General features: G+C 67.4%; 22 protein-coding genes. 5 read left to right on the top strand and 17 right to left on the bottom strand.

The genetic code is table 11. From position 1 onward, the window contains the following. The first annotated feature begins 173 nt into the window (after positions 1 to 173). The 3 genes from rhmD to OSC27_RS09700 are packed head-to-tail and all read left to right on the top strand — an operon-like array spanning position 174 to position 3,222. Positions 174 to 1,391: an L-rhamnonate dehydratase gene (gene rhmD / locus OSC27_RS09710; protein ID WP_267181264.1), complete on the top strand. Its 1,218-nt coding sequence runs from the start codon at positions 174 to 176 to the stop codon at positions 1,389 to 1,391. Continuing rightward, complete coding sequence (locus tag OSC27_RS09705) at positions 1,388 to 2,467, top strand: Gfo/Idh/MocA family protein (protein WP_267181263.1); 1,080 nt, start codon at positions 1,388 to 1,390, stop codon at positions 2,465 to 2,467. Before rhmD ends, OSC27_RS09705 begins: the two co-directional genes overlap by 4 nt. Next, positions 2,467 to 3,222 carry an SDR family oxidoreductase gene (locus OSC27_RS09700; RefSeq protein WP_267181262.1) on the top strand — a complete coding sequence of 252 codons (756 nt, stop codon included), beginning with the start codon at positions 2,467 to 2,469 and terminating at the stop codon, positions 3,220 to 3,222. Before OSC27_RS09705 ends, OSC27_RS09700 begins: the two co-directional genes overlap by 1 nt. Positions 3,223 to 3,225: 3 nt before the next feature. Here the strand turns inward: OSC27_RS09700 and OSC27_RS09695 are convergent, their stop codons facing one another. Then, complete coding sequence (locus OSC27_RS09695) at positions 3,226 to 3,882, bottom strand: FMN-dependent NADH-azoreductase (RefSeq protein WP_267181261.1); 657 nt, start codon at positions 3,880 to 3,882, stop codon at positions 3,226 to 3,228. Between the two features lie 66 nt (positions 3,883 to 3,948). Here OSC27_RS09695 and OSC27_RS09690 point away from each other — a divergent pair, with 66 nt between their 5' ends. Continuing rightward, a complete protein-coding gene (locus OSC27_RS09690) occupies positions 3,949 to 4,293 on the top strand; it encodes a winged helix-turn-helix transcriptional regulator (RefSeq protein ID WP_267181260.1) in 345 nt (114 codons plus the stop codon). Positions 4,294 to 4,340: 47 nt separating this feature from the next. Here OSC27_RS09690 and OSC27_RS09685 read toward each other — a convergent pair whose 3' ends face one another. From OSC27_RS09685 to OSC27_RS09615, 15 genes are all read right to left on the bottom strand, one after another. Further along, on the bottom strand, positions 4,341 to 5,345 hold the full coding sequence (locus OSC27_RS09685) for a LacI family DNA-binding transcriptional regulator (RefSeq protein ID WP_267181259.1): 1,005 nt from the start codon (positions 5,343 to 5,345) through the stop codon (positions 4,341 to 4,343). A gap of 70 nt (positions 5,346 to 5,415) precedes the next feature. Then, positions 5,416 to 8,136, bottom strand: a complete 2,721-nt coding sequence (locus OSC27_RS09680) for an alpha-L-rhamnosidase (RefSeq protein ID WP_267181258.1) — start codon at positions 8,134 to 8,136, stop codon at positions 5,416 to 5,418. Between the two features lie 7 nt (positions 8,137 to 8,143). Then, positions 8,144 to 8,968: a carbohydrate ABC transporter permease gene (locus OSC27_RS09675; protein WP_267181257.1), complete on the bottom strand. Its 825-nt coding sequence runs from the start codon at positions 8,966 to 8,968 to the stop codon at positions 8,144 to 8,146. Next, positions 8,965 to 9,909 carry a carbohydrate ABC transporter permease gene (locus OSC27_RS09670; RefSeq protein WP_267181256.1) on the bottom strand — a complete coding sequence of 315 codons (945 nt, stop codon included), beginning with the start codon at positions 9,907 to 9,909 and terminating at the stop codon, positions 8,965 to 8,967. The genes OSC27_RS09675 and OSC27_RS09670 overlap by 4 nt, the downstream gene beginning before the upstream one ends. A gap of 6 nt (positions 9,910 to 9,915) precedes the next feature. Next, positions 9,916 to 11,223, bottom strand: coding sequence for an extracellular solute-binding protein (locus tag OSC27_RS09665; protein ID WP_267181255.1), 1,308 nt, complete (start codon positions 11,221 to 11,223; stop codon positions 9,916 to 9,918). A 193-nt stretch (positions 11,224 to 11,416) separates the two neighbouring features. Next, positions 11,417 to 12,835 carry an NAD-dependent succinate-semialdehyde dehydrogenase gene (locus tag OSC27_RS09660; RefSeq protein WP_267181254.1) on the bottom strand — a complete coding sequence of 473 codons (1,419 nt, stop codon included), beginning with the start codon at positions 12,833 to 12,835 and terminating at the stop codon, positions 11,417 to 11,419. After that, positions 12,832 to 13,863 (bottom strand): fumarylacetoacetate hydrolase family protein, encoded by a 1,032-nt coding sequence (locus OSC27_RS09655; RefSeq protein ID WP_267181253.1) that lies wholly within the window; start codon positions 13,861 to 13,863, stop codon positions 12,832 to 12,834. The genes OSC27_RS09660 and OSC27_RS09655 overlap by 4 nt, the downstream gene beginning before the upstream one ends. Continuing rightward, positions 13,860 to 14,156: a putative quinol monooxygenase gene (locus OSC27_RS09650; RefSeq protein WP_267181252.1), complete on the bottom strand. Its 297-nt coding sequence runs from the start codon at positions 14,154 to 14,156 to the stop codon at positions 13,860 to 13,862. The genes OSC27_RS09655 and OSC27_RS09650 overlap by 4 nt, the downstream gene beginning before the upstream one ends. Before the next feature lie 7 nt (positions 14,157 to 14,163). Further along, positions 14,164 to 15,021, bottom strand: a complete 858-nt coding sequence (locus OSC27_RS09645; RefSeq protein ID WP_267181251.1) for an amidohydrolase family protein — start codon at positions 15,019 to 15,021, stop codon at positions 14,164 to 14,166. Position 15,022: 1 nt separating this feature from the next. Continuing rightward, positions 15,023 to 16,078 (bottom strand): NAD(P)-dependent oxidoreductase, encoded by a 1,056-nt coding sequence (locus OSC27_RS09640; RefSeq protein ID WP_267181250.1) that lies wholly within the window; start codon positions 16,076 to 16,078, stop codon positions 15,023 to 15,025. After that, positions 16,075 to 17,211: a mandelate racemase/muconate lactonizing enzyme family protein gene (locus tag OSC27_RS09635; protein ID WP_267181249.1), complete on the bottom strand. Its 1,137-nt coding sequence runs from the start codon at positions 17,209 to 17,211 to the stop codon at positions 16,075 to 16,077. The genes OSC27_RS09640 and OSC27_RS09635 overlap by 4 nt, the downstream gene beginning before the upstream one ends. Before the next feature lies 1 nt (position 17,212). Then, positions 17,213 to 17,710, bottom strand: a complete 498-nt coding sequence (locus OSC27_RS09630) for a VOC family protein (protein WP_267181248.1) — start codon at positions 17,708 to 17,710, stop codon at positions 17,213 to 17,215. Further along, the gene (locus OSC27_RS09625; RefSeq protein ID WP_267181247.1) at positions 17,707 to 18,921 is read right to left on the bottom strand and encodes a Gfo/Idh/MocA family protein; all 1,215 of its coding nucleotides are present in this window, start codon (positions 18,919 to 18,921) and stop codon (positions 17,707 to 17,709) included. The genes OSC27_RS09630 and OSC27_RS09625 overlap by 4 nt, the downstream gene beginning before the upstream one ends. 59 nt (positions 18,922 to 18,980) lie before the next feature. Then, positions 18,981 to 20,033 (bottom strand): LLM class flavin-dependent oxidoreductase, encoded by a 1,053-nt coding sequence (locus tag OSC27_RS09620; RefSeq protein ID WP_267181246.1) that lies wholly within the window; start codon positions 20,031 to 20,033, stop codon positions 18,981 to 18,983. Between the two features lie 23 nt (positions 20,034 to 20,056). Next, positions 20,057 to 23,218 carry a family 78 glycoside hydrolase catalytic domain gene (locus OSC27_RS09615; protein WP_267181245.1) on the bottom strand — a complete coding sequence of 1,054 codons (3,162 nt, stop codon included), beginning with the start codon at positions 23,216 to 23,218 and terminating at the stop codon, positions 20,057 to 20,059. Between the two features lie 231 nt (positions 23,219 to 23,449). Between OSC27_RS09615 and OSC27_RS09610 the strand changes: the two genes are divergently transcribed. After that, on the top strand, positions 23,450 to 24,478 hold the full coding sequence (locus OSC27_RS09610; RefSeq protein WP_267181244.1) for a LacI family DNA-binding transcriptional regulator: 1,029 nt from the start codon (positions 23,450 to 23,452) through the stop codon (positions 24,476 to 24,478). On the opposite strand, the gene OSC27_RS09605 is transcribed toward OSC27_RS09610, so the two are convergent. Continuing rightward, entirely contained in the window at positions 24,453 to 25,457 is a 1,005-nt protein-coding gene (locus OSC27_RS09605) for a LacI family DNA-binding transcriptional regulator (RefSeq protein ID WP_267181243.1), read from the bottom strand. The two genes, OSC27_RS09610 and OSC27_RS09605, sit on opposite strands and share 26 nt — an antisense overlap. Positions 25,458 to 25,590 lie beyond the last annotated feature (133 nt).

Raw genomic sequence — 25,590 nt, 5'->3', positions numbered from 1 at the left:
GGCGGCTGTCAAGGGCTCACGGTGCGCGGTGGAGCACCCCAGCATCCGCTACCCGCGGCTGCACCGACCTCGGGGCACCTTGACCCGATCCGATGGGGCGAGTAGCTTTCTTGAAAGCTTTCATATCGCTCTGCATTCCGGCCGCGATCCTCAACGAAGAGAGGCCAGGCGCAATGCCTCGCAACGACACCATCGTCTCTGTCAGGGCGTACGTGGTGCGGTCGCCCAAGCGTGTGGCTGAGCCGGTGCCCGATGCGCCGGAGGATGTGCGCGACTGGCGACGCGGCAAAGTCGCCAACCCGATGACTGCATACCCTGAGTTTCGAGACGACCGCCCCTCGGCGACGGGCCGTGACTCCGGCCGCACCGTCATCGTGCGGGTCGAAAGTGCATCCGGCGATGTCGGCATCGGCATGACGAACGGCGGCGTTGCGGCTTGCGCCATCGTGGAACTGCACCTGGCCGACATCGTCGAGGGCCAGTCGGCATACGCGCACGAGACCATCTCGGATCGCATGTTCGCCAGCACTCTGGCGTACGGCCGCAAGGGCGTCGTGCTGCACGCGATCTCCGGCGTCGACCTCGCGATCTGGGATCTGCATGGGCGGCTCTCCGGCCAGCCCGTCTTCGAGCTCCTCGGTGGCCCGACATCCGCCGATATCCCCATGTATGCAACGGGTCCGCTCGCGGGCCCGATCGAGAAGCTCGGCTTTTCTGGCGCGAAGCTTCCCCTCACGTACGGGCCGAGTGAGGGGGAGGAGGGATTCCGGCGCAACGTCGAGCGCGCGACGCGGGCGCGTGAGGCGGTCGGCGACGGCTTCCCTCTCTACTTCGACTGCTGGATGTCGCTCAACGTCGACTACGCGGTTCGACTCGCGCAGGCCATCGAGCCGCTCGGGTTCCGCTGGCTCGAGGAGCCGCTGCGGCCGGACGACTATGCGGGCCACGCCGAGCTGCGGCGTCGCATGCCGGCATCCATGACACTGAACACCGGCGAGCACGAGTACACTGCCGCCGGCTTCCGGTTGCTGTGCGAGGCCGGCGTCGACATCATCCAGCCTGACCCCATGTGGTGCGGCGGTGTCACGGAGCTGAAGCGCATCGCGGCCGTCGCGTCCGCATACGGCAAGCGCATCATTCCGCACGTCGGCGGCGTCTACAGCTACCACTTTCTCAGCGCGTATCCGCAGGCGACCTTCGCCGAGTTCCCGGTGATGGTGGGCATGGGCGACACGATCGTGCCGTTCCAGGGCCCGCTGCTGCTGGGCGAGCCGCTGCCGGCGAATGGTCGCATCGCGCCGACGTCGGCGCCGGGCTTTGGCCTCGAGCTCAACCCTGAGTTCGAGCTGGTGCGCCCCGTCACGCGTGAGCAGCTCGAGGAGTACGCATGACCGCGCCCCTTCGCTTCGCCATGGTCGGCGCGGGATGGTGGGCACATCGGGCGCACCTTCCCGCTCTCGCCGCGGACGCGAGCATCGAGTTCATCGCCGTGTGCGACCCGAATGAGTCTCGCGCGAATGCGGCGGCACGCGAGTTCGGCGCCACCGCTGCCTTTACGGATGTCGCGGCCATGATCGATGCGGTCGAGATCGACTGCGCCGTTGTCGCGACGCCGCACACGACGCATCGCCCCATCGTCGAAGCGCTTCTGCGCGCCGGGGTCGACGTGCTGGTCGAGAAGCCCCTGGCGACGACCGCCGACGACGCCTGGTCGCTCGTCGAACTCGCCCGTGAGCTGGGTCGCACGCTCTCGGTCGGGCTCACCTATCAATACGCGGAGACCGCCGCGCAGGTGCGGGAGATCGTGGCCACCCGGATCGGCGAGCTCGTGTGCGTCAACGCCGAATTCTCATCCCAGACCGAGGGCCTGTTCGGCACGGCCGATCCTGCGGCCGCGCATCTGGACGACCCCTCGGTTCCGCACGGGGTCAGCTACGCCGATCCGCGGCTCTCCGGTGGCGGCCAGGGCCAGACGCAGCTGACGCATCTGCTGGGCAACCTGCTGTGGAACACCGGAAAACAGGCGCGGGAGGTCTTCGCGTACATGAACAACCGCGGCCTCGCGGTCGATGTCGTCGACGCGCTGACGTTCCGGCTTGACGACGGCGCCATCGGGACCGCCAGCTCGACCGGCACGACCCCCGAGGGGTCGGCGGTGCGTCACCGCATTCGCTATCACGGCACACGGGCGGTTCTCGAGCACGATCTGCTCACGGCGGAGGCCTGGCTGTTCGAGGCGGGTGGCGGCATCCGTCATATCGAGAACCCGCATGACCAGCCTGCATACGCGCTGTCGCGGCCGGTGCCGACGTTCGCGCGCGTCGTGCGGGGCGAGATAGCGAATCCGGCGCCGGCGGATGTCGCCGCGGCATCCGTCGCTCTCATCGAAGCCGCGTACATCTCGGCAGCAGAACACCGGCCGGTCCAGGTTCCTCGCGGAGCGGTCCACGTCAGCAAGGAGCCGTAATGGCACAGGCGCCACTCACCGTCATCGTCGGAGCGGCCCAGGGAATCGGCGCGCAGGTCGCCCGCACCCTGGCCCGCTCCGGTCCCGTCGTGCTCGCCGACATTCAGCAGGATGCCGCAGCCGAGCTGGCCGCCGAGCTCAGGGCCGGCGGTGCCGAGGCGAGAGCGCGCCGCGTCGACGTCACGGATCCCGCCTCCGTCGCGGCGCTCGTGGCAGCGGAGGCGGAGACCACACGGTTGGCGATCGTCGCCGGGGCCTTCTGTGCGGGCCCGTCACGTGAACTTGAGTCGGCGCAGTTCATGCGCATCCTCAGCGTCAACCTCGTCGGAGCGTATGACGTGGCGCGCCAGTTCTCCGAGGCCATGATCCAGAACGGCGGCGGCTCCATCGTGGCCATCGGATCGATCGCCGCCCGAATGCCCCGGTTGCGCCAGGCCGCGTACAGTGCATCGAAGGCAGGGATGCGCCAAGCGCTTCGGGTGCTCGGGCTCGAGGTGCGCGAGCACGGTGTTCGCATCAATTTCGTCGCGCCCGGCCCGACGCAGTCGCCGATGATGGCCGAACTCGCCGCCGATCACACGGGCATCCAGCTCTGGGAGGGCGAACTCGAGACATGGCGACCGCGCATTCCGGACGGCCGCGTGGCTACGCCCGACGATGTGGCGAACGCCATCGAGTTTCTGCTCTCGGATAAGGCCGCGCACATCGCCTTGCACGACCTCTACGTTGATGGCGGGGAGAGTCTCGGCATGTGAACCTCAGGCCGCTTTGTCTGTGCGACGCTGGGCGAATTTGAGGCCCTCAAGCTCGGCCTGACGCACGGCCTCGACACGCAACTCATCCGCGATGTCCTTGAACCGGTCAAGAGCCGGGTTCACTCCCACGAGCGTGAAGCGACGGTCGACGGTCGTGAGGTCGAGGCCGAAGATGTCGACCAGGATGCGCTGGAGCCAGGCGGTGGAGTGGTCCCAGCCCTCCTTCGGCGTGCCGGGGCTGTAGTTGCCGCCGGACACCGTCACCAAGATCGCCGGCCGATCCAGGAGCGAGGGCCCGCCTTCGGTGATGCGAGGGTCGGTGTACAGCACGTCGAACCAGGTCTTGATGTGCTGAGAGACGCCGTAGTTGTAGAGAGGAATGGCGAAGAGAAGCTCATCTGCGGCGAGGAGTTCGTCGGCAAGCGTTGTCGCGAGCTCGACAGCAGCCTGCTGCTCGACCGATCGCGCGTCGGGCGGAAGCTGCTGACCCACGACGGCGTCGGCCCAGGCCGTTGCGGGGAGGGGGTTCGAGCCGATCGAGCGGCGGATCACCTGCTCTCCCGGATGCGCCCTCGTCCACTCGCCCTCGACGATGTCGGCGAGTTCGCGGCTCACGGACGTGCTCGGGAAGATGCTTGCATCGAGGCGGAACAATGTCATTGGATTTCCTATCTACTCAGTTTTCCGTAGCGAACACGTTTAACGTAGCACGGTTATGATGAAGGTATGAAAGTCGTGACACCGGATGCAGCGATCACCTGTGACGCGGCCCTTGTTGCGGCGTTCTCGGTGCTCGGTAAGCGCTGGAACGGCTTGCTTCTCGCGGCGCTCGCAGGAGGGTCGGCCTCATTCTCCGAGCTGCGGCGATCGCTGGGAGGCATCAGCGACACTGTGCTGTCCGAGCGGCTGTCCGAACTGACGCACTGCGAGTTGATTTCACGCACGGTCGATGACGGGCCGCCCGTGGCGGTGCGCTATGAGCTGACCGACCGAGGGCTGGCGCTCATGCCCGCCCTGAATGAGCTCATCGCCTGGTCGAGAGAAAACCTCGCTCAGCCTGAGGTGCGCTAAAGCAGTTCTTGAGGCGCGCTAAAGCAGTTCCCGCGGCGTGCTGAGCGTCAGCCGCTGCTCGCCCGCACGATCAGTTCGGGCTGCAGCAGATGGCGCCCGTGCGTGTGGTTCTCGTCGCCGGCGACCTCCTGCTCGAGCAGTTCGAGCGCCGCTCGTGCCAGCGATTCCCGCGGCTGCCGGATGGTGCTGAGCGGTACGACGTTGGATGCCGCGAAGTCGATGTCGTCGTAGCCCACGATCGCAATGTCGTGCGGCACCGCGAGCCTGCGATCCAGGATGAGGGCCTGCACCAGCCCGATCGCGAGCAGGTCGTTCGCGGCGAACACGGCATCCGGCCTCTCGTTCTGGGGGAGCGCGAGGATGCGCTCGGCCACCTGCCGCCCCTCCTCGACCGTGAGGTCGCTCGTCTCGATGATCGAGAGGCTCACGCCCGGTGTCTCCTGTGCCGCTCGGGATGCGCCAGACATGCGATCGCCGATCTGCGAGAGCGGGCCGCCGGCGATCGCGAGTCGGCGGCGGCCCGACTCCACGAGGTGCCGCACCGCCATGTACCCGCCGGCCTCACCATCGAGCCCAACGGAGCAGACATTGGTCGAGTCGATGTTGCCGTCGAAGAGAACGACCGGCGTGCCGCTCGCCCGCAGCCGGCTCAGCCGCGGGGTGAGGCCCTGCTGCGGCACGATGAGCAGGCCGCGTACGCGCTGTTCGTCGAACAGGTCGATGTATCGCTGCTCCCTGGCCGCATTCTGGTCGCTTGACCCCACGACCACGGTGTGACCGGCCTGCTCCGCCGCGGCCTCGAGCTCGTGGGCGAGGTCGGCGAAGAACGGGTTGGCCACGTTGACGACGACGAAGCCGATGGCCGTTCCCCGGCCCATGCGAAGCTGGCGGGCGAGGTCGTTGCGCACGAAGCCGAGCGACTGCATCGTCTGCTGCACCTTGGCGAGCGTCTTCGCGCTCACCTGATCCGGGTAGTTCAGCACGTTCGAAACGGTGCCGACAGAGACGCCTGCGGCCCGGGCTACGTCGCGGATGCCTACGTTGGTTCTCATGTGATGGGTGTCAGCTCGATCGTGGGGATTATGGAGCAGCATACCGGCGAGCCGAGCTCACAGTGCGCCATCAGGGGCTCGGGAGTCTCATGGCAGGCGAGGTCGCGAGCCGCACGTCGACCGCGTAGGAGTATCGGCCGTGCTCGATGCCCGCGATCGCCGTGCCGTCTGGCAGCTCGAGGCGTGCGGTCACGCCGACCGGAATCGTCAGCTCGAGGTCGAACCGCCCGTCGGTGAGAGTCCAGGCGACGGCGATGGTGCCGTACGGCGAATCGTAGTGCGCGTCGGCGCTCGTGAGCCCGGCTCCGAGCGCGGGTGCCACGCGAATGGTGCGGCAGGCGGGGGTGAGCGAGGTCACCCCGGCGATCGTGCGGTGCATCCAATTGGCCACCGCACCGAACGCGTAGTGATTGAACGACGTCATCTCGCCCGGGTTCACGGTGCCATCCGCGAGCAGACTGTCCCAGCGCTCCCAGATCGTCGTCGCACCGAGGTCGACGGCGTAGAGCCAGCTGGGGAACGCCCGTGTCGTGAGCATGCGGTACGCGTCGTCGGTGTGGCCGGCGAGGGTGAGGGCGTGCAGCACGACCGGCGTGCCGAGAAACCCGGTGGCGACCGTGAAGCCCTGCGACTCGACGAGCTCGGCCAGTCGCTCGCCTGCGCGGAACCGCACCGCCCCATCCGCGATCATCTCCCAGGCCAGCGCGAGCGCGTACACCGTCTGGCAGTCGCTCGTGACGCGCCCGTCTTCACTTACATACGCGGCTGAGAATGCCGAGCGGATGCGCTCCGCGAGCCGCGCGTAGTGCAGTGCCTCCTCGGCCCTCCCGAGCGCACCGGCGCACCTCGCGAGCAGGTCGACCGAGTGGAAGAAGTAGGCGCTCGCGACGACGTCAGGGTCGGCCTGCGCCGCCGCCGGATCGTCGGGAGGCGCGAGCGGGTCGAGCCAGTCGCCGAGCTGCTGGCCCCCGCGCCAGAGCAGGTTGGGGCCGGCCAGGGAGCGCACGCGCTCCACCCACGACACCATGCTCGAGTACTGCCGGCGCAGAACCTCACGGTCTCCGTAGCGCTGGTAGAGGGTCCACGGCACGACGACGGCGGCATCCCCCCAGCCTGCGAGGGTCGCCTCCGCCGGGAACACGCGCGGCACCACCGCGGGCACCGTGCCGTCAGGCAGCTGGTCGAGGGCGAGGGATTCCAGCCAGCCACCGAGAAATGCCGAGACGTCGAATAGGGTCGCCGCCGTCGGAGCGAACACCTGGATGTCGCCCGTCCACCCGAGTCTCTCGTCGCGTTGCGGGCAGTCGGTCGGGATATCGAGGAAGTTGCCGACCATGCTGTTGACGACGTTCTCGTGCAGCTGGGTCAGCGCGGGATCCGAGCAGCTGAACCATGCGGTTCGCGTGAGTGCGCTGCCGAGCACCACCGCTTCCAGCTCGATGTCGGCGCCCGGGGGCAGGCCCGATATCTCCGCATAGCGGAAGCCGTGGTAGGTGAACGACGGTTCGAGCCGTTCATCGCCGGTGCCCGCGAGCACGTAGCGGTCCGTCGCTTCGGCGGAACGAAGCGGGCGCATGGCCAGTTCGCCGCCGTCGAGAACCTCGGCGTGGCGCACCGTGACCGTGGTGCCCGCTGGTGCCGTCACGCGCAGCCGCACCCAGCCGACGAGGTTTCGCCCGAAATCCGCGATGATTACCGACGGGCGCCTGATGAGTGTCGAGGGCGCCAGAGTCTCGAGTTCGCGAACCGGCGGGGCCGTGGCGAGGCTGAGCCGGCCGACGTTGGCGTCGAGCCGTTCGGCCGGGCCGTCGAGCGGCGGGGCTTCCGGCATCCGCAGGTCTGTGGTCTGCCCGTCGTAGAAGTCGTTCGCGAGAATGCGGGAATCGGCGGTGCGCCAGCTCTCATCCGTGCCGATCGTGACGCGGCTCCCGTCGGCGTAGTCGAGCTCGAGCTGGGCGAGAAGGCCGAGCCGATCGCCGTAGACCTGCCCGCGGTGGATGGGCAGTGACGCGATGCGGCCGCGGTACCAGCCGTTGCCGAGAAGGCCGCGGAACTCGTTGTCGCCCTCGTGCAGCAGGGCCGTCACGTCGTAGCTGCGAAAGCGGATGAGCCTGTCGTACGTGGTCCATCCGGGCACGAAGTGGTCGCCGGAGACGCTCTCCCCGTTGAGGCGTGGGGAGACGATGCCGAGCGCGGTCAGGTGCAGGCGAGCGCGGGTGAGGCCGGGGCGCACATCGAAGCGAGTGCCGATGATCGGGGCCGGGCCGCCGGCATCCGCTGCACTGGCTGGCGTGACCCAGCGCGCCTGCCAGTCCTGCTCGTGCACGAGGGAGACCTCGACTGACGCGAATGGGCTCCAGTCGCTCCAGCCGCCGTCGCCTTCGACGCGCACGCGAAGCTCGGCTCGCGCTCGCGATTCGAGCGGTGCGAAAGGCCAGTCGACGAGAATCTGGCCAGCACCGTCGATGGACCTCTGCTGCACGCGGCCGTCCGGCAATCGCATCTCGATTTCGCTGCCGCGCTGCCGCCAGCCGGCGGGGGCGGACGCGACACGCCAGCTGAGGCGAGGCGACGATGAGCCGACGAAGGTGACCGCCGACTCTCCACCTGCCTGGGAGGGCGAGGCGGGCGAGGCGGACGGGGCGGACGAGGCGGACGGGGCGGACGAGGCGGGCGGAGCGGACGGAGCGGACGGCACGGACGGAGCGGATGCGGCGGATTGCTCGAAACGGATCGGCTCGTCGATGCGCACATCGGCGCGAGCCGCGGGACCCGCGGTGTCACTGTTCACGACGCGCCTACTCGAGCCCGGTACCGGCGATGCCGCGGGTGAACCACTTCTGGAACACCACGAAGACGATCAGCACGGGCACCATTGCGATGACGGCGGCGGCGAATCCGACGGATGGCGAGATGTTTGAGAACTGCGTCGTGGCCAGGGGCGCCAGCGCGAGCGTCAGCACCCTGGTCTGTTCGCCCGGCGCGACGAGCAGCGGCCAGATGTAGAGATTCCAGGCGGTGAGGAACGTGACCACCGAGTACGCCGCGACGATCGGGCGCGCGAGCGGCAGAGCGATGCGGAAGAAGGTCTGGAACCAATTGGCGCCGTCAATGCGAGCCGCCTCGATCAGGCCGTCGGGGAGCGTGGAGAAGAACTGCCGGAAGAGCAGCACCCCGACCGACGCCTGCCCGGCGATGGGAAGGATCAACCCCAGGAAAGTGCCGACGAGACCGAGTTGAAGCGTCACCACGAAGGTCGGGATCAGGATCAGGTTCGTGGGCATCAGGATCGGAACCAGGAACAGGGCGAACACGACCGAGGAACCGCGGAACCTGATCTTCGACAGCGCGAAACCCGCCGGCAGGCAGATGGCGAGCTGCAGGAACAGCACCCCGAACACGAAGATGAAGGTGTTCAGAATGGTGCGCGGGGTCAGATAGGCCCAGGCCTGAATGAAGTTGTCCCAGATCGGCGTAGTCGGGAAGAGTCGCGGCGGGTACTGCGCGATATCCCTGAACGACATGAGCGAACCCGAGAGCAGGTAGAGCATGGGGAACGCGATGACGAGACCGAACAGGATGATCGTCGAGTATCGGCCGATGCGCAGGCGGGCGAGTCTCATCGTGTGAACCTCCTGGTGACGAGGCGGCCAAGGCCGATGATGGCGACGATGATGACCAGCTGCAGAACCGAGAGCACGCTCGCGTAGCCGACATCCTGGTTGGAGAAGGCCTGGCGGTAGGCGTAGAGGCTCAACGCGGTCGTCGCCCCGAGCGGGCCGCCGTTCGTCATGATCAGCGAGACGTCGAGCGAGCTGGCCACATAGTTGACGATCTGCAGGATCGCCACCACGAACGTCGTGGATGCGACGTTCGGCCACGTGATCTGCCACAGCGTGCGCCACGGACCTGCCCCGTCAAGCGCGGCGGCCGAATAGATGTCCTCTGGCACGCGCTGCAGACCGGCCAGGTACAGGATGATCACGATCGGCAGGGCCAGCCAGATCATCATGATCACCAGCGCAGGCAGGGCCAGCGTGTCGCTGTTCAGGATGTCGACCGGCGGCAGGCCGAGCACGCGAAGCAGCGCCCCGATCGGCCCTTGCCGCGGGTCGTAGATGAAGGCCCACAGCACGGCGGAGACCGCGACCGAGAGCACGACGGGCACGAAGTAGAGCACGCGCAGAACGCCGACCCCCGGCATGTTGGCGTTGATCAGAACGGCCAGCATGAAGCCGATGGCAATGGTGGGAATGACGCCCAGAAGCACGAACATGAGCGTGACTCCGAGCGACGCCCACGCCGCCGAGTCGGTTGCCAGCTTCACGAAGTTCGCGACGCCGATGAAGGCAGGGGTGTCGAAGAAGTTCCACTCGTAGAAGCTCAGTCCGAAGCCGACGATCGTGGGGATGATGATGAAGGTGATGAAGAGGATCAGCGCCGGCGCGAGCAGGAGCCACGCCGAGACGGCATCCGATTTTCTATACGTGGACTTTGTGCGGGGTGATGACCGGGGGTGCCGGCGCTCGGCGCCGACACCCCGCTTGGTCTCGAGGACGGTCAAGATCTTCTACTTCAGCAGCGCGTTCAGCTGGTCCTGGGCCGCCGTGTAGGCCTTCTCGATCGACTCGCCCTTGAGCACCACTTGCTGAAGTGCTGTCTGCAGGGCGGGAACGACCTTCGGCTGAACGTCGTCCGGGATCGTGTTCGGCAGGATCGCCTTCGGAACCGACGCCTTGATCGTCTTCACGAAGCTCGGCGGAACGGCGGGGGCCTCAGTCATCCATGCGCCGTCCGAGATGCCCTCCTTCGTCGGGGGAATGACGCCGTCCGGCTGCGCGGTCTTCATGCCGCCATCCGTCGAGTAGAACCATGCCATGAACTGGTATGCGCCCTCCTTATTGTCCGACTTCGCGCTGATGGAAAGCGAGTATGACCCGCCGCCCGTGCCCGACTTGCCGTTCACCGTCGGCATGGGGAGCACATCCCACGCGTCCGTCATCTTTGCGCGCAGCCCGGCAATGCCAGCCGTCGAGCCGACGCCCATCGCGTCCTGGTTGCTCTCGAACAGGGTGGTGTTCGTCGCGAGGGAGTACGGCGTGCCGAACTTCTCGGTGTAGGGCAGGAGAAGTTCCTTCCAGGCCTTCAGGCCGCCCTCGTTCGCGAAGATGAACTTCTTCGTGTCGGGGTCGTAGAGGTTGCTCCCGTACGCGATCAGCGTCGGGTAGAAGGTGAAGACGGCACTCCCATCACCGATGGGCGTCTTGATGCCGAACACCTTTCCGCCCGACTTGTCGGTGATCGCCTTCGCCGCCGCGTACATGTCATCCATGGTCCAGTCGGCGGTCGGTACGGGAACTCCGTACTTCTCGAAGAGCGTGTTGTGAATGGTGACGACGCCGGTGTCCGCGCTCACCGGGAGGCCGGTGATCGTCTTGCCCACCTTGTACTGGTCGAGGAAGGCCGGAATGAAGGCGGAAGCCTTGAGTCCGTCATGCCCCTCATCGAGCCACGGCTTGATGTCGTAGAGCAGGTGGTTCGCGTTGAGCGTCTGGTTCAGCGTGTCGTAGTTGAAGATGATGTCGGGCAGTGACTTGCTGAGGCCCTGGGTGACGAGCTGCTGGATGTAGTCCGGCTGCGCGTCTGGCACTGCCTTGACCGTGACCTTGAAGCCCTTGTGGGTCTTTTCGAACTCTTTTGCGTAGCGCTGGAACTGCGGAACCAGGCCGGAGTTCATCCCGATGAGGATGTCTTTGCCCGCCTTGTCGCCGCTGTCGCCACTCTTGCCGCCGCCGCTGCAGGCCGCAAGGCCTGCTGCGAGCATCGCTGCGACGGATAATGCTGCTATCCGGGCGATGACATTTTTCTTGGTGACCACGATGTCAACCTTCCTGTTTTCCCGTTGTCATTGCAGATCAGGATCCGAGGGGACCCCATTGTCGAGCAGTGATGCTCGGTGGTTCGGTGCGTTCTGATACGTTTCAGAATGTACCGAGTGTTGCATTGCTCCTTTCCGATGTCAATGGGCGATCGTGGCTTTCAGGTCACGATTTCCCAACCGTCGGCGTCTGTCAGATGGTGACGCCGATGTATTTGCTTTCGAGGAACTCGTGGATTCCCGCGAATCCGCCCTCGCGGCCGAGGCCGCTCTGTTTGTAGCCGCCGAAGGGTGCGGCCGGGTCTGAGATGACGCCCTTGTTGATCGCGACCATGCCGGCCTCGAGGTGGCGCGCGACGCTCATCGCGCGACCCAGGTCGCCCGAGTAGACGTAGGAGATCAGGCCGAACTCGGTTGCATTGGCCCGCGCTATGGCTTCGTCGTCGGAGTCCACGGCCACGACGGGGGCCACCGGGCCGAAGACCTCCTCGCCCAGAATGGGGTTGTCCGCCTCAAGCGTGAGCACGGTCGCCGGGTAGAAGGCTCCTGCTCCCTCGGGGCGCGTGCCGCCCGTCAGTACGCGCGCACCATGCGAGACGGATGCGTCGACCAGGTCGGCGATCTTGTCCCGTTCCCTGATCGACACGCTGGCACCGAGCTCCACACCGTCGTTGAGCCCCGGCCCCATGCGCAGCGCAGACATGCGCTCGGTGAGGCGACGCGAGAACTCGTCGGCGATCGATCGCGAGACGTAGAAGCGGTTGGCGGCGGTGCAGGCGGCACCGCCGTTACGCAGCTTGGCGAGGATCGCCCCCGCTACCGCATCATCGAGATCGGCGTCATCGAGCACGATGAACGGCGCGTTACCGCCGAGTTCCATGGAGGTTCGAAGCACCCGATCGGAGGCCTGCTTCAGCAGCATCCTGCCCACCTCGGTCGACCCCGTGAACGAGAGGTTGCGTACGCGCCGGTCCCCGAGCATCCGCGACACTGCGGGGCCGGGCGCTACCGGTGTCACGACCGTGACGACGCCGGCGGGAACCCCTGCCCGAGCGAGCAGGTCGACGATGGCGAGAGCGGTCAGCGGCGTCTCCATGGCGGGCTTCAGCACGACGGTGCAGCCGGCGGCGAGGGCGGGCCCGATCTTGCGAGTCGCCATGGCGGCGGGAAAGTTCCATGGTGTGATGAGCAGAGAGACGCCGACCGGTTCGTGTGTCACCACGATGGTCTTGTCGCCGCTGGGGGCGAGGCGGAAGTCGCCGGAGACCCGCACCGCCTCCTCAGAGAACCATCGGAAGAACTCGGCCGCGTAGCCGATCTCGGCGCGGGCATCAGCCAGAATCTTGCCGTTCTCGCGTGAGACCAGCCGGGCGAGCGACTCGCTCTCGGCCGTCATCAACTCATATGCCTTGCGGAGCATCTCTCCCCGCACGCGGGGCGCGAGCGCCGCGAAGGCGGGGAACGCCTCGGCTGCGATGCTCACCGCGTCGGCACAGTCGGCCTCGGTCGACGCGGCGATCGACTCGATGCTCGAGCCGTCACTTGGGTCGATGACGTCGTGCGGTGGGCCAGAGGCGAGGTGCCCGGCGTACTGTCTCGTCTGCGTGCTCATGTCTTTCCCGTCTCCGATGGCTCGCGCGTCGCGACGACGCGGTTGCGCAGTGTTCCGATGCCCTCGACCGTGAGTTCGACCACGTCGTCGACCTCGAGCCATCTGTCCTGCTCGGCGCCGGAGCCGTCGCCCACGGTCCCCGAGCCGAAGACCTCGCCGGCCCGCACGAGCTCGTCGCGTGAGGCGTACGCGATCATCTGCTCGAAGCGCCAGTGCATCGCCGAACTCGAGCCGTTCGCCCACGTTTCGCCATTGACGCGCGCGGTCATGCCGAGCGCATAGGGATCGCCCAGCTCGTCCGCCGTCACGACGACGGGGCCGAGCACATGGGCGCCCAGAAAGTCCTTGCCCTTCGCCGGGCCGAGCCCCACTGTCATCTCGGCCGATTGGATCTCCCTCGCCGAGAAATCGTCGTACACGGTGTAGCCGAAGACGTGACCGGGAGCGTCTTCCTCGGCGATGTCGACGCCACCGACGCCGATGATCGCCGCGAACTCGAATTCGAGATCCAGCCGCTCGGCGTACGACGGAACCGCAACATCCTGTTCATGCGCGCCGATCGCCGACGGGTTGCCCTTGTAGTACACCGGTCGCCGATACCACTCGTCGGGAATCTCCCGCCCGAGCCGGGGGAACACGTTGACGAGATGCTTCTCGAACGCCATGAAGTCCCGCAGCAGGGGTGGCCCCGTGATCGCGGGCAGGTGGGTTATCTGCTCGGTGCGATAGCGGATGCGCCTGCCGCCGGCATCCTCCTCCCAGCCGCGCTCCAGCGTCGCCGAGACGGCCTCGTCTGCCAGGTCTCTGGCACGCGCGCCGCCTTCGATGAAGCCGAGAAGCGAGGCGGGCACAAGTGCTGCGGCGATGCGCTTCGCGGCCTCGTGGGTCGCCGTTCCGCGGGCGAGCAGGGCGCGGGTCGCCGCCGTCAGGTCGATAAGCTCCCCGGAATCGGCGTCGCCGGATACGAGAGCGCCGAGATGAGCGGTGCGACCCTGATCGCCCGCTGTCTCGAACGAGACGAGTCTCACCCGATCACCCTCCGGTACAGCTCTCGTTCGCGCTTCTCGAGCACCGGCACGATGGTCCCCTCGATGAAGCGCTTGAAGTGCGGCGTCTCGCGATGGGCGGCCACCGCATCCTCGTCGGTATAGACCTCGTAGAGGCAGAACAGGTTCTCGTTCTCGAGGTCGACGTTCGCGTTGTACACGAGGCAGGCGGGCTCGTGGGCCGCCACGTGCTGGGCCATCTCGCGAAGTGATTGCTCGACGAGAGCGGCGTTTCCGGGAACGACGTGGTAGCGGGCGATGAGGGCCAGGGTCATGGTTCTGTCACTTTCTGGTGGGGCGGGCAAGCAGCGCGGCGAGGTTGCCGCCCATGATTGCGTCGCGCTGGGTGGGCGTGAGAAAGGCCGAGTGCGAGCGAACGACTTCGATCGCCTGTCGATAGGTGAGCTGGTCGCGGGATGCCGGGAAGTCGCTTCCCCAGTACAGCCGGCTCGTGCCGAACCTCTCCGCGATGGCCCGGAAGACGTGCTGCGCTTGGGGGTAGGGGAAATCCCAGGAGTCGGAGGCGTTGTAGTTGAAGCCAGAGATCTTGACACCGATGTTCGGCAGCTCACTGAGGTCGAGAAGGGCAGCGAGTTCGGCGCTCGACTTCGGCTGGCCCATGTGGTGCAGCAGAATCGGCAGGCTCGGGTTCGCCGCCGCGACGCCGCGAAGGTCGTCGAACCAGGGGGCGGGCACGGCCAGGGAGGCCAGAAGGCCCATCGCCGCGGCGGTGCGGAACAGCTGGGCGGCGTCGTCGCCTCGAAGCCAGCCGTCGTTCGTCGCCGCCACGTAGTGAGTGAAGCCGATCGCGCCCGTGCGCTCGACCTCGGCTCGCAGACGGTCGGCTGCCCCGGCGGTGTGGTGTTCCGCTCGCCACACGCAGTCGACGTCGACGAGCGCGGCGATGCGATCGGGATGCGTCGAGGCGAAGCGGGCGACATAGTCGTTGTTGTCGTCGTTCGCGAAGCCGACTCCCCCGGCGCCGCCGCCGATGCGGGCGCAGACGACGCTCGCGCGTTCCACCCCGTGCGTGTCCATCTCGTACAACAGGGCCTCGATGCTCCCTCGGCCCTCCGCATCGGGCACGGCCGTGTCGTACGGCCAGCGGCGCCAGGCGTGACAGTGCGCGTCGAGAAGCATGTCACGCACCTCCCCTGCCCGCGACGACGCGGTCGGTGATCTGCGCCCGCGGCTCGAGCCCGGAGGCGAATCGCTCGAGCTCATCGACCATGAGGCTGAAGAAGCGCGGCTGCGCCTCCTCGGTCACCCCTGCTATATGCGGCGAGAGGAATACGTTCGGCATGCCGCGGAGCGGCGAGTCGACGGCGATCGGTTCCGGATCGTGTGCGTCGAGCCCGAACCAGGCGTCGTCGCGCGCCGCGCGGGCGATGAGAGGGCCGACGTCGACGACAGTGCCACGCGAGACGTTGATGAAGACGGCGTCGGTGCGCAGAAGCGCGAGCTCGCGCTCGCCGATCATGCCAATCGTGTGCGGTGTCGCCGGAGCGAGGCAGACGACGACGTCGCACCCCATCACCCTCTCGAGCGAGCCGAAGTCGACGCCCTGCGCATCCGCGAGCTCGCGTGGCGCATACGGGTCGTACGCGATGATCGGGCACCCGAACGGAACAAGAAACTCGCGAAGGCGCCAGCCGATATGGCCGAAGCCGATGAGGCCGACCGTCTTGCCCGTGAGCTCGCGACCGGGTGGATTCGTGCGGTACTCGCTCTGGCTCATCTGGCGGCCCGCAATGATCTGGCGAAAGTGCGCGTTCTTGCGCAGCCCGATCAGCATCAGGGCGAGGGCCCACTCGGCAACGGGCCATGACGAGGCGTGCGTCGTGTCCACGACGAGCACGCCCGCCGCGTGCGCGGCCGCGACATCGATACGGCCGGCGAAGCGGTCGCCTTCGATATCGCCGACGACCTGCAGCTCGCCTGCCGCAGCGAACACGCGTTCGGTCACCCGTGGAGCGCCGTGGAACACGAGAAGAACGTGCTTGTCTGAGGCGAAGTCCGCCAGGCGGTCCTCGAATTCAGCGATGACAGGGATCCTTCCCCAGGTATCGCCCGGCACGTCGAAGTCGGCAACGCTGATCTCGGCGATGCGGCCCAGACGGGCAAGATCTGCGGCGCCGAGGTACTGGTCACGCAGCTCGGGTCGACAGGCGATGCCGACCCTGAGTGTCGTCGTCATCGGTACGCCACCGATCCGTCTTCGCGCAGCGCTGGCGCGACCGGGAAGGTGCTGACGGGCGCATCCTCGAGCGCCGCATCGTTGAGCGCCATGCCGAGCCCGGGGGCGTCGAAGGGGTAGAGATAGCCGTCGGCCAGGGGCGTGATGCGATCCACCATTGACACCACCGGTTCCACGTTCTGCTCCACGTGCTCCTGCACTTCCCAGTTCGGAGTCGAGATACCCAGATGTACGTGCGCCATGGTCGCGACCGGCCCGGACGGCACACAATGCGGGATCACGCCCATATGGTGCGCCTCCGCCATCGCGCAGATCTTACGCATGTGGGTGAAGCCGCCCGCGATGCCGATATCGGGGCGAACGAACGAGATCCCGGCCCGCTCGATGTACTCGCGAAACTCGTAGATGGTCGTATTGCGCTCCCCGGCGGCCATGGGCACGCTCACCTTCGCCGACACCTCTGCGAAGGCGAGAGCGCTGTCGGGGGGAATCGGATCCTCGACAAAGAGGGGCCGGTACGGCGCGAGCTCTGCAATGAGGGCGATGGAGTTTCCCGGCTGCATGTTCCGGTGCAGTTCGATGCCGATATCCATTCGATTTCCGACAGCGTCGCGGATGGCGGCAAACCGATCGACGAGATCCGCGACGCGCTCGGCATGCCGCATGCGGTGGTGCTCGTGCTGGAACAGCAGCACCTTGATCGCCGTGTAACCATCGTTCTGGGCGGCGAGAGAGGCGGCGACAACCTCATCCGTCGTGCCGGTGCTCACCACCTTCATCGCGCGCACTCCCGCGCGGGATCGGCCGCCGAGCAGCTGCCACACGGGCTCCTCGAAGCGCTTGCCGCGCAGGTCCCAGAGCGCCTGGTCGATGGCGCTGATGGCGCCGCCCAGGGTGATTCCGCGCCAGCCCAGAGCGCGGTACATGCGCAACCAGTGGGCCTCGACATCCATGCCATCGGCTCCCACCAGGTAGCCGCTGAGAGCCTTGACGACCTCGACCACGGCGAGGGGGAACGCGAACGCGGTCGATTCGCCGATGCCGGTCATTCCCGACTCCGTGGTGAGGCGCACGAAGACGGAGGAGTTCGAGGCGAACATCTCGACCTGGGCGATGCGCATGGATTCGGGCATGTCAGCTCTTCGGGTACGTGTCTTCTGGCGCGAAGCGCTCGGTCGGCGGGCGAATGAGCTCGACGATGGTCGGGATGCCGGGAGGCTGGAAGTAGGCGAACAGTCCGTCTTCGCTCGCGCCGAACCTCGCGCTTTGCAGCGGCACGAAGCCGCGCCCGATCAGGTCTGCGCTGGCCGCGGCATGATCGTCGACGATCGCGCCGATGTGGTTGGCTCCCTCGCCGGTCGTCTCGAGTTGATCGGTGAAGATGCTCGGGCCCTCGAGCGGCTGCACGAGTTCGATCTGAAGGTCGCCAGAGAACGCCATGGCATGACGAAGGCCGAACGCAACGCGCTCGCCGTGGTACACGGTGTCGTGCAGCTCGGGCGGCCGCATCGTCCACACGTTCCATGGCCCGATTCCGAGGTCATCGGCCCAGTGCCGAACGGCCGCGTCGAGGTCGCGGACCACGAACGCGGTCTGATGGAAACGCAGCGGCAGCGTCAGCGGCAGCGTCATCGCGAGCTCACCGCGAGTGTCGCATCGATCGAGTCCTGGTAGGCGTGCACCGAACCGTCGAGAACCTCGTCGACCGTCACCGCGCGCCCACTTGTGCCGGATTCAAGCACGGCCAGGACGACAGCGAGGGCGCGCATACCGCCCACGCCATCGACCTCCGGGGGCCGCGCCGATTGCACGGCGTCGGCGAAGTCATCGATCTCGACGGCGAGGTATCCGGAGTCCACGACCGACCAGAGCGCGCCCTTGCCACCCGTTCCGTCCGCTCCCAGAACCGCGACGGTCGCTTTCGAGAGGCTCAGATGCACGCCCACCGCCTCGACGAGGTCTGGGCCGCGCAGCACGCGGTCTCCCAGCGTGACGACGACCTCGCCGTCGGTGCGGTCCGGCGGCACGGTCATCGAGCCGTCGGTGCCGTGCACGGTCCGTTCGCTGAAGCGAGTGCCGGGGCCGGAGGGCAGGTAGGCGAGCTGCACGTCGACGTTTGAGCGCGTACGCAGCGAGGCGATGATCGAGTCCTCGCCATCCGGAACAATGGCATCGCCGCCGTCTGCGGGAAACCGCAGCGGTTCCGCAATAATGCCCCGGCCCCACACCGTCTCGACGGGGCCGAGGAAGTACTCGACGATATCGGCGTAGTGAATCGCCATGTCGAGACCGATGGCCCCGCTGGCCTTCATGTGCCGCCACTTGCTGATGATGACGGCGCTGTCGCCGCCGATGCGCACCTCGCGCATGAGGTGCACGGTGCCGAGCAGGCCCGCATCGAGCACGGCGCGGGCGAGACGGTTCGCGCCGCCGCGTCGATAGTTCTCGCCGGTCGCGAGAACCACGCCCGTGCGCCGTGCGGCATCGACCATGGCGCGGGCGCCGCGGATCGTGAGCGCCAGCGGCTTCTCGCACAGAACGTGGCGGCCGGCCTCCATCGCAGCGATCGCGATAGGCGCATGCGTTCGCGGGTCTGTGACGATGTCGACCGCCTCGACCGCCGGGTCGCCGAGGAGGGCGTCGAGTTCGGTGTAGACGAGGGGTCGTCGACCGAGCAGCTGCTGCGCCTCGTCGGCCGCGCGCTCGGCGACCTCCTGGTTCAGATCGAGGATCGCGACAACCTCTGACCTGGCCACTCCCGCGGCCTGCAGCGCGGCATAACCGTGCACATGACGCGTACCCATGAAGCCCGCTCCCACGAGCGCGATCCCGAGCCTGTGCACCGTCGCCTCCTCGCGATCATCGATGATGCAGTCATGCTATCTGAAACGTTTCGATTCTGCTACGCAAGTTTCACCATCGCTCGAACGTCCTCTGCCAGAGAGCGCAGCGAGTCTCCCACCGGCCAGTCCATGAACCAGCACACGACCTCGTCAACGCCCAGGTCGCGGTACGCGGCGAGCTTCGCGGCGACCTCCCGCCGGGTTCCGATGATGAATGTGTCGACGCAGGCGGCCGTGAGCGCGGCAGGATCGTCGATGGCGGTTCCGTTCGGGAACATGTCCGAGGTGGCGAAGCCGAGCGGGGCGCTCTCGCGCAACTCGGCCCAGCGCAGCATCCATTCGTTCCATTCGGAGTCGTCGCCCAGTATGAGCACCTGCGTCTCGAGGCTGCGCCGCAGGGTGCTCGGGTCGCGGCCGATGGCTCGGCATGCGGCGTCGACGCGTTCGGCCTGCGCGGCGTATTCGGTGAGCGAGGCAGGCAGGGCGTTCCAGCCGTCGGCGCGCGCCGCGATGAGCATGGCGACGGGATCGCTGAGGGGGCCGCCCAGCCAGAGGGGGATCGGATGCGCGGGCACCGGGGTGCTGAGCGCGCCCCGCAATCGGTAGTGCTCGCCGTCGTGATCGACCGGCTTGCCCGACCAGAGCGACCGCATCACCTCGATGGCCTCGTCGAGCTTCGCCACCCGCCGCGCGACATCCGGCTCCCAACCGAAACCGTAGCTGGTGTGCTCGCGCTCGCGCATGCCGTGCGACACGAACAGTTCGAAGCGGCCGGCCGAGATCACGTCGATGGTCGCCGCCATCTTCGCGAGCAGCGGCGCGGGTCGGTAGTTGATGCCCAGGTGGTTGTTGACGAGGCGGATGCGCTCGGTCGCTCCCGCCGCGGCGGCGAGCGTCGTCCAGCTCTCCAGGAACTCGCCGCCCCGCCCGTGAAAGAGGTGATCGGAGAACCAGACCGAGTCGTAGCCGAGCGCTTCGGCCTCGCGTATGGCAGCAAGCGTCTGCGCCCAGTCGAGCCGCTCGAGGCTGGGGGTGCGCAGGGTCGGGATGCCGGGCGCAGCGAACATCGGTGCGGCGAATCCGAGCCGTAGCGGCCGTTCAGCGGGGGTCATGTCGTCACTTTCTTTTGGTGTCATCACCATGTTCGTGGGGCGCTCGTCCAGCCGATTCGGCCGAGGCGGAACGAGAACGGGCGCGGTGGGGGCGGCAGAGGCAGGGGAGGGCCGAGTGCCGTGTCGAATTCATCGCTCCAGCGGATGCCGACCGCGACCTCGCTCACGGCGGAGCGCCCCGGCCAGCCCTCGAGGTCGACCGCCACCCGGTTCCACGCGATAGGAAGCGGGCGGGCGAGCGCTTCACGGTACTCGCCGGTCTCGCTGGTCAACCGCATCGCGATGCGCACCGCTCGGCCGACGATCTGCGGGTTGTCGACGTCGAAGCTCGCGAAGGCGAAGGCGGCGCGCGAGAGATCGAGGGGTCCATCGTGCTCGAGAACGAGCCACTGCGTCGCGTTCGCCTCGAAGTCGGGAATGCCGACATCCAGAGTCGGCGCCGGTATCGGCTCGTGGAAGACCGGAGCGCACACGACATCGGTGTCGGCGACCGTCACCGTGAGGCGGGAGTCGCGGGGGATCCACCGGCTCGTGTTGCCGTCTGAGAGCCAGATGTCGCCGACATCCGCTCGCTTCGGTCGTGGTTGACGCGGTTCTACAGCCGGGCGGGGTGCGACGTGCTCGACGGTCACGGTGTGCTGCCCGGACGCTACGGTGACGTACCGCCTGCCGGAGGCATCCGTTTCGGTCGCGACTCGACCGCCGTCGACCATGACCGGGCCCTGGCCGGCACACGTCACCTCGGCGATGCTGCCGACCGGCACGGCAAGCTCGGCGCGGTAGACGCCGTCGTCGAGCCGCCAGGATGCCGCGATTCTTCCGCGAGCGGTGTCGCGCGTGAACTCACAACTCGATACGTCATTCAGCAGGCGCGGATCAAGGGCGAACCGTCTGAAGCCCGGCTCGAGGGTGCGAAGTCCGGCGACATCGCGCCACACCCACGCGGCGAACGGCGCGGCGAGACCGATGTGGTCGAGCGAGGCGACGCCCACGTTCTCGTTGTCGATCCACCACGTCTCCCAGAACGTGCCGGGGCCGTCGACGAGCATCGCGCCGATTCCCGGCTGCTCTCTCTGCCGCACGGCGGCGAGAAGGCTCGAGCCGCCATCGGCGTCGGCGAGCGCACGAACCACGGCCCTGGTTGCCGCGAATCCACTCGAGAGCCGGTCGCCCCGCGCGTGCACGGCAGCGCGCAGCCGCGCACGGAGTCCGTCGACGTCGCGTTCGTCGGCCATGCCCGAAACTAACGCGACGGCGCTCGATCCCTGGGAATCGGTGCCCCAGGTACCCTCGACGGGATCGCGCAACGCTCGCCGGGCGGCGGCGACGACGGCGTCGGCCTGCGCGCGGCGTGCTGCCGCGGCATCCGCGTTGCCGACAGCCTCTTCGAGGTCGGCGAGGGCGCGAAGCGAGACGACGACCGCCGCGGTCTGAAGCACGACCGGGGGAGTCTGCTCGAGGGCGAGCCAGTCGGCGCCGAAGCTGATGGGGGCGTTCCTGACCACGCCGTCGACGAGTGTCGTCAGCTGCCAGTCGGCCCAGCGGCGCATGGTCGGCAGCAGCGGCTCGATCTGCCAGGTGTCGCCCGTGTCTCGCCATAGCTGCCACGGAATCTCGGTCATGGCCGAGCCCCACACCGGGTCGGCGGGCTGCCGTCCGTGTTCGCCTTGCAGGTGCGGCGAGATGCCCGGAATGTCGCCATCGGCTCCGGCGTCGAGTGCGACATCCGCGAGCCAGTTGCGGTAGACGCCCGACATGTCGAGATGCGACAGGGCGGCCTCTGCCGAGACAGACGCGTCGCCGGTCCAGCCGCCCTGCTCGCGCGTGGGGCAATCCTCGGGAAGGCCGTGCGTGTTGTTGAGCTGGGTGCGAACGGCGTAGTCGACGAGCTGGTTCAGTTCGGCAACGCTCGTGGTCACGCTTCCGGTCCGGTCGACGTCGGAGTGCAGAACGCGCGCCGAGACCGTCACGCTCGCGTCGTCATCGAGCCCGCCAACCTCGACGTAGCGAAACCCGTGAACAGCGAACCACGGGCTGGCCTCGACGTGCTCGGCGTCGCAGACGACGGCGAAGACCTGCCGCTCCCGCTCCCGGTCGGCCGGCAGCCGAATGTTCGTCGTATCCACTCGGCCATCCGGTGTGAGCTTCTCGCCCTGCGTCGACGTGACGCGCTGCCCGGGCCTGACGCCGTCGAGCTGGAGGGCGACGCGCCCGGCCACGTTCTCGCCCAGGTCGAAGACGCGGATGCCTCGGGCCGGCTGCGCGAGGAGCGTCGCCTTCGCGACGCGCACCACGCGCACCGGGGGCCCGACGTTGGGCACGACGATCGCGGGCGGCGGGGGTGAGGCGTCGGGCGGCACGACGACGACCGGAGCGTGTTCGCCTGGTCGAGACGGGGAGGCCGGATCGTGCTCTTCGAGATAGAACGGATCATCGGTCGTGACTCCGCTCGGCGAGCTGAGCCAGTCGCCGGAGGTGCCGATGACCCGCTGCTGCCCGTCGGCGAGGGTGACCCGCAGCTCGGCGAGCACGCGCGCCTGCTCGAGCACAAGCCTGTAGTGGCCGAGCGATGCCGCGATCGACAGCTCGAAGGGCCCATGCGCCTGCGCGACCAGGTCGGTTACGTCGTAGCTGCGGGAGGTGGCGCGCTGCAGCGACGAGTCGATTGGACCCAGATCGTCCGGGTTGACGACGGTGCCGTTCACCGAGATGCGTGTCGGCCCCCAGCCGGCAACCGAGATTCGCGCCGCTGCCACTGAGGGGAAGGCGGGAACGTCGATGCGTGCCCGACGCGTCGGCGCAACGCCGATCCACTGCGCGTGCCAGTCGGCAAGGGAATAGGCGGCACTGTCGATGGGCACAGGCTGCGCCCACTCCGAGGTGGTGCCGGTCTCGTCCTGGGTGCGCACGGTCCACCAGACACGGGTGTGCGGGGGAATGGCAATGCCGCCCCAGGCGACGCCGCTGTTGCGGGCCGAGTCGATCATTCCGCTGTCCCACAGGTCGGCATCCTCGTGAGGACGATCGTGTGACGACGCCCGAATCTGGTAGGCGGACTGGGCCTGGCCGTTTCGCACAAGCGGAACGACCCACGAGAGCGGTGGCCGCCTCGTGCCGACGACGCTGAGCACACGCGAGTGCGCAGCGGACGGGGGCAGGCCATGCGCGCGGAGGTTCGTAGGCACCGGGGAGGCGTCGGCGGCTCTCGTCACCTTGTCGACCTTTCACCGATGAAGGGGCGTTGCGCTGCTGCGCGAACACCCCGTGTCGGTGGGACACGATTCGAGGCGCTCGTCGCGTTAGGGTGAAACGTATCATAATCGGCGGCGTGTGGATACGACGCTGAATCCTTACAATGAGGTCACGTTCGCCTCACATGCCGAGCAGCGATCGAGTCAGGGCGAAGTGGAGCGAGCGTGTCGGTAAGTGTTCGAGAGGTTGCGGCGCTCGCCGGAGTCTCGGTCGGTACCGTGTCGAACGTTCTCAATCGGCCAGACAAGGTGACCGAGGCCACCGTCGTTCGCGTGCGCGAGGCCATCGAGCAACTCGGATTCGTGCGCAACGATGCGGCCCGCCAGCTTCGCGCCGGCCGCAGTCGCAGCATCGGCCTGGTCGTTCTCGACGCGGGCAACCCGTTCTTCACCGACCTCGCTCGGGGCGCCGAGGCGCGGGCGTTGCGTGATGGGCTCGCTGTGCTGCTCGGCAACAGTGACGAGGATGCGGAGCGCGAGCGCTCCTATCTCGAGCTTTTCGAGGAACAGAGGGTCGCCGGCCTCCTGATCACACCGGTCGGTCACGTTGTTCCGCGTCTTGAGCGGCTGAGGGAGCGCGGCACTCCCACCGTGCTCGTCGACCGGCAGGCCGAGAACGCCACCTTCTCGTCGGTGGCCGTAGACGACGTGGCGGGCGGGCACATGGCGGTGAGCCATCTGGTTGAGATCGGGCGGCGGCGTATCGCCTTCGTCGGCGGCCCTGCCGGCATCCGTCAGGTCTCGGATCGCCTGGAAGGCGCCAGGCGCGCGCTTGCCGAGCATTCCACCGTCACGATCGAGGTCATCGAGACGGAGTCCCTGACGGTTCTTCAGGGCAGGGCCGTCGGCGAGGCCATCCGAGCCAGGCCGAAGAGCGAGCGCCCCGACGCCATCTTTGCGGCCAACGATCTGCTCGCCGTTGGCCTGCTGCAGGGTCTCATGATCTTGAGCGACATCCGGGTGCCGGAAGACATCGCCCTGATCGGCTATGACGACATCGCGTTCGCGTCGTCATCGGTCGTGCCGCTCTCATCGATCCGCCAGCCGAGCGCCCTGATCGGTTCGACGGCCGTCGACCTTCTGTTGCGTGAGGCGGCGACGACGGGCGACTTCGCGCACGAACAGGTGGTCTTTCAGCCGGAACTGATCGTGCGCGCGTCGACGTCGACTACCGTTGCGAGCTCTGACGAATAATCAGTTCCGGCTGAATGACGATTCTGCGTACGGGCAGCGATTCCGTTGATTCGGCCTGGTCGCGCACAAGGTCGACGGCGCTCCTGCCGAAGACCTCGCGAGGCCGCCGAACCGTTGACAACGGCACACCGGCGGATGACGCGTAGTCGATGTCGTCGTAACCCACGATGGCGACGTCCTCGGGAATGCGAAGCTCCGATTCAGACGAGATCGCCTGCATGATTCCCATTGCCAGCGAATCGTTTGCCGCGAAGATCCCATCGGGCAGCTCGGCGCGTGGTCTGCCGAGCAGCTGCTCGCCGACCGCGAGACCTGCCGGCACCGACCGCTCGACCGTGGGAATCACGTCGAGTCGTACGCCGGGGTGAGCGTCAACCGCGGACCGAGCACCGCGCAGGCGCTCGGCGATCTGATGAATCTGGATCTCGCCGCCGATGAAGGCGATGGAGCGGCAGCCTTGTTCGATCAGGTGCGTGACTGCCCGCTCGGCACCCAGGAAGTCATCGACGGAGGTGGATGAGAACCGGTCGGTCGCGGCATACGCATCGACGAGGACGGTCGGTATGCGCCTGGTGAACAGCAGGTCCAGTTCCTTTTGTCGAGTCAGGCCCGACGCCAGGATCACGCCATATACGCGCTGCTGCGCGAACATCTCGATGTACTGCCCCTCGCGCTCGGGGTCGCCGTTGCTGCCGACGATGAAGAGGAAGAGCCCGTTCTCGGCGGCTCGCCGTTCCATCGCGTCTGCGAACTCGCCGAAGAACGGGTTGTTCAATTCGAGAGCGACGAAGGCCAGAGTCTTGCTCTCGCCCGCGCGCAGTTGCCGAGCAGCCTCGTTCCGCACATACCCGAGCTCGTTGATCGCCTTTCTGATGCGCTTCTTGGTGTCGGGCGCCACGCGATGCGGCGTGTTCAAGTATTTGGATACCGTGCCGATGGAAACGCTCGCCCGCATCGCGACGTCCCGAATGCTGACCACTGCGCCACCTCTGTGTCCCGGCCGAACTCCTGTTGGTCAGAAGGGCCATGCTCTGCCGGAATCATATCGATTAATCACGCGGAGACGGTGTGAAATCCGGGAAAAGAGCGCAGTCTCAATGGCCAAAACTGTG

Source organism: Microbacterium sp. STN6, assembly GCF_026410545.1.
Taxonomy (GTDB): Bacteria; Actinomycetota; Actinomycetes; order Actinomycetales; family Microbacteriaceae; genus Root112D2.
Note: the sequence above shows the minus strand (reverse complement) of the source record. Positions and strands in the feature narration are given on the sequence as shown.